This window comes from Thiohalocapsa sp. (assembly GCF_019695415.1).
Classification (GTDB): Bacteria; Pseudomonadota; Gammaproteobacteria; order Chromatiales; family Chromatiaceae; genus Thiohalocapsa.
Genome location: NZ_JAIFKJ010000254.1, coordinates 1 through 4386 on the forward strand (window position 1 = coordinate 1; position 4386 = coordinate 4386).

Annotated in this window: 3 protein-coding genes; 1 reads left to right on the forward strand and 2 read right to left on the reverse strand. The window is 67.4% G+C overall.

Going from position 1 to position 4386, the window contains the following annotated elements:
* Window positions 1-211: 211 nt before the first annotated feature.
* A complete protein-coding gene (locus I6U14_RS07180) occupies window positions 212-955 on the reverse strand; it encodes a class I SAM-dependent methyltransferase (protein ID WP_296898067.1) in 744 nt (247 codons plus the stop codon).
* Between the two features lie 95 nt (window positions 956-1050).
* Window positions 1051-2547, reverse strand: a complete 1497-nt coding sequence (locus I6U14_RS07185) for an MFS transporter (RefSeq protein ID WP_367115639.1) — start codon at window positions 2545-2547, stop codon at window positions 1051-1053.
* A gap of 397 nt (window positions 2548-2944) precedes the next feature.
* Between I6U14_RS07185 and I6U14_RS07190 the strand changes: the two genes are divergently transcribed.
* Window positions 2945-4267, forward strand: coding sequence for an alpha/beta hydrolase (locus I6U14_RS07190; RefSeq protein ID WP_296898070.1), 1323 nt, complete (start codon window positions 2945-2947; stop codon window positions 4265-4267).
* Window positions 4268-4386 lie beyond the last annotated feature (119 nt).

Here is a 4386-nt window from a genome sequence, read left to right on the forward strand (position 1 = left end):
TGATCCAGCTGCTCGACGACACCGAGATGGACCACGCCTGGTGGCTGGAGCAGCAACTGCGCCGTATCCAGCTGGTCGGCATCCAGAACTACATCCAGTCGCAGATGGGCGAGGATGGGCAGGGGCCTGCCGAGGGCTGAGACGCTTCCGCCTCGCTTTCCCTCCGCGCAGGACAGCGCACTCATCGGCTGACTGGCCGCCGTCCGCCAGCTCAGACCTTACGCAACAGATCCAGTCTGTGGGGCTTCATGAAATGGGCGCCAGTCGGGGTCATGTGGGCCTCGAAGGCGCGGCGGATCTCCGCCCTACGGGCCGCACCCAAGTCCAGTGCGGTGTGGGTGACGTCGAGGAAGCGCTCGGCGAAGCTCGCCCAGTCCGGATAGGTACCGGGTACCTCGATGAAGACCTCCGCCTCGCTGCGGAAGCGGCCGGCGCCCACGGCACGGCGGAGTGCGTCGAAGGCTGCCTCGCGGACGGCCTGCTCGTCATGGATCAGTGACATCAGGGCGTTGAACGGACCCCAGTAGACGGGCTCCGAGAACAGCGCCGCGCCGCCGGGCTTCAGCACCCTGTGGATCTCCGCGAGCGCCCGGTCCATGTCGCCCACGGGTACATGGTGCAGGGACTTGAACATGCACACGGCGTCGAAGCTTGCGTCTGCGGCATCGATGGACTCGGCGCCGCCCAGCACGAAACGTACCTGGGGCAGGTCCGACAACGCCAAGTTCTTCTCGTGCTGCACCCGATCCACCTCGGTGGCGACCACCTCGGCGGCGCCCAAGCGCTCCACCAGTGCCCGGGTGGTGTGTGCGGCACCGCAGCCGAGCTCCAGCACGCGGGCGCCGCGCAGGTCGAGGAGCTCGGCGACGGCGTCGATCTCGGTGGCGGTGCGATAGCGGTCGGGGGCGTTCAGCTGCATGGTGGGGAAGCTGCTGAATTCCATCAGGACGGACATGAAGGCTACCCTCAGGTCTGATTGCCGGCAAACCTGCTGTTCACCGGCCGCATCAGTGGTGACTGTTTGCGTCGCCCGTCTGCTCCAGTCTGAGCCTATGCAGCGCGGCTCGCCGAGGTAGCCGCGTCGCGGATGGCGAGCTTGCGTCCGGCGAGCCAGACGAGGATGAGGACGGGTACGCCGATCAGTGTGGTGAAGATGAAGAAGCCAGGGTAGCCGATGCCGTCGACGATGCTGCCGGAGTAGCCGCCCAGGGTCTTTGGCAGCAGCGTCATCAACGAGCTGAAGATGGCGTATTGGACGGCGGTGAACTGCACGTTGGTGAGGCTGGAGAGAAAGGCGACGAAGGCGGCGCTGGCGAGCCCCGCCGCCAGGTTGTCAGCGAAGACCGTCGCGTACATCAGCGGCACGTTATGCCCGACATAGGCGAGCCCGACGAAGGCGAGATTGGTGGCCGCGGACAGCACGGCGCCGAGCATCAGGATGCGCATGACGCCGAAGCGCGTCGCCAGCACGCCGCCGAGGAAGCCGCCGACGATGCTGACGATCACACCAAAGGTGTTCACTGCTTTGGCGATCTGCGGCTTGGTGAAGCCCAAGTCCTGATAGAAGACGTTGGCGATGACGCCAAGCACGATGTCTGAGATCCGGTACAGGCCCACCAGCGCCAGCAGCAGCAGCGCGGTGGCGAGGCCATAGCGGCGGAAGAAGTCCAGCACCGGGGCCACCCAGGTCTCGGCGGCCATGGCGCGGTCCACGGCGCCGAGGCTCACCAAACCCCAGCCCACCAGCCCGGCGAGGCCGATGGCGAGCGCGAGCCGCACCGCCTCCACCAGCAGCGACACGAACGCGCCGCCGCCGACCGCGCCCTTGAGCGCCGCGAAGGCGCCGCCGCTTAAGAAAAAGGTGCCGGCGAAGGCCGCCGCCGCGCACAGAAACACCAGCACCAGCCGTGCATAGGCCGTCGCCGGGTAGGGATAGTCCACCTGGCGATTGCGCACCGGCTCCGGCACAACCAGGGTCGTCACGATGCCCACCAGCATGGTGCCGGCCATGATGCTGTAGGTGAGGCTCCAGGCCTCGAAGGAGTAATGCTCCGGCGACGACAGGAACGCCGCCGCCAGGAACAACGCTCCCGCGCCACTGGTGACCATGCCGACGCGATAGCCGACGATATAGGCCGCCGAGAGCATGCCCTGCAGCTCGGGCGGCGCGGACTCGATGCGAAAGGCGTCGATGCAGATATCCTGGGTGGCCGCCGAGAATCCGAGCATGACGGCTGCGAGCGCCATGCGCACCAAGGCATCCTGCCCCTGCGCCGGATCGACGGACGCCATCAGCAGGATGGCGGTGACAATGGCGAGCTGCGCCAGCAACAGCCAGCCGCGGCGGCGGCCGAGGCGCCGCGTGAGCCAGGGCAGGGGCAGCCGGTCCACCAGCGGCGCCCAGACGAACTTGAACGAATAACCGAGCGCCGCCCAGCTGAAAAAGGTTACGGCGTTGCGCTCTACCCCCGCCTCCCGCAGCCAGAGCGACAGGGACGAGAAGATGAGCAGCAGCGGGATGCCCGCCGAGAAGCCGAGGAACAGCATGGTCAGGACACGCCGGTCACGGAAGGCGCCCAAGGCGTCGCGCCAGCGCCCGGCAGGCGCCGCTCTGCGGTGGCCGCCGTCCGCGGCTCTGGCCGGGGCTGAAGCGTCGGCCGGCGCAGTGACAGGTGCAGTGACAGGTGCAGTGACGTTAGGCGCTGCGGGCTTGCTCATGCGGCTGCGTTTCTCTCTCGGTGGCCAGGGCGCGACTCCGCGGGCATGCTAACCCGAAACTGGCCTCGGATCCGGGCCGGCTGGCGCGAAGCTCGCCCCGAGCTGGCCCGTCTGTGCGGGCTCGGCCTCGCAGATACCGTAGAATCCAAGGCTCGCGACGCCCGCGGATGGCAGCCGCCGGCTGCAGCGGCCGCGTCGTCACGCAAGCAAGCCCAAGGAGCAGACCATGCCGCGTCGAGCACAACGGCTCATCGTCCTCGCTGTGATCAGCCTGCTGGCCGTCGGCTGTGCCAGCAAGCCCCGGCAGCTCATGCCCACCCCGGTGGTCTACCAGCAGCCCGGCGGCGAGCCGGTGGTCACCTTGCCTGCGGAGGTCCGCAGCGCCAGCACCGATGTTGATCTGCTCTACCTCACCGACCGCGCCCCGCAGGCGGACCCGGAGAGCGACTTGCCCTATGGCCAAGACCGGGCCAAGCGCATCGAGTTCGGCTCCGCACGGGTAGAGATCGGCCCAGATGTGACTTGGCCGGCGCTGGAGCGAGAAAGCCGGCTCGCCGAGCGCACGCGGGACCTGGACCTGTCGCTGGGTCGTGTGCAGCGACTCGGCGCCTTCCCCGAAGAGCCCTACGCCATTCGCGTCGGCCCACAGGGTTACAGGTACCGCGACGACGCCACCTTGGCGCAGCACCTGGCCGCGCGCCGGCAATTGCAGGCAGAGGTCCAGGCGCGTCTCGCGCGCTCACCGCGCAAGGAGGTCATGCTGTACGTTCACGGCTTCAACGAGACCTTTGCGACCTCCGCCTTCACCACCGCGGAGCTGTGCCATTTCTTGGGCCGCGAGTCGGTGTGCGCCTTTTTCACTTGGCCGGCGTCTTCCACCGGCAATTTCCTGATCTCCTACACCAGTACCACCGAATCCGCCGACTACGCCCGCAATCATTTAAAGAAGGTGATCCGCACGCTTGCCACGACGCCCGGCGTGGAGCGGGTGCAGCTGCTGGCGCACAGCCGCGGCACGGCGCTGCTGCTGACCGCAGTGCGTGAGCTGATGGGCGAGGCCATCGCCGCCGGCAAGGAGCCGGCCGAGGTGCTTAAGTTGGACAACGTTGTGCTCTTCTCTCCCGACATCGACGTGGAAGTGGCCTCGCAGATGATTACGGCCTATGCCTCCGACCCCGATGTGTTCAGCGTCTGGCCGAGCGGCCGGCTGCCGGACGCCATCCGCGGCCGCCTCACCGTCTATTCATCCCCCAAGGACCGAGCGCTGCTGGTCTCGCGCATCCTGTTCCGCAGCGAGAGCCGGGTGGGCAACCTGCGTCCCGAAGACGTGCCCGAGGACGCCCAGCGCTACCTCGACAAGCTCGGCAACATCGACATCATCGTCTACCAGGGCAAGCGCACCGATGCCTTCGGCCATTCCTATTTCACCACCAATCCGCGGGTGAGCTCCGATGTCATGCAACTGCTGCGCTACGACAGGCCGCCGGAGGAGCGCGATCTGGTGCGGCTGGGGCGTATCGTCTGGGGATTTCCGCCTGCCGCACGGTGATGACAAGTCGCCTCGCGGTTCACGCGCATGGTTCCCCGCAACGCCAGGAGCTGGGAGCTTAACTAGGGATGCTGCGCTTACCGTCGGTCGGCACTGAGTGCCAGCGAAGCCCGACACGA

What these genes read in the sequence shown, in the direction of transcription:
- I6U14_RS07185 (WP_367115639.1), bottom strand. Translation starts at nt 2,547, where the DNA reads ATGCTGTTCCTCGGCTTCTCGGCGGGCATCCCGCTGCTGCTCATCTTC.
- I6U14_RS07190 (WP_296898070.1), top strand. Translation starts at nt 2,945, where the DNA reads ATGCCGCGTCGAGCACAACGGCTCATCGTCCTCGCTGTGATCAGCCTG.
- I6U14_RS07180 (WP_296898067.1), bottom strand. Translation starts at nt 955, where the DNA reads ATGTCCGTCCTGATGGAATTCAGCAGCTTCCCCACCATGCAGCTGAAC.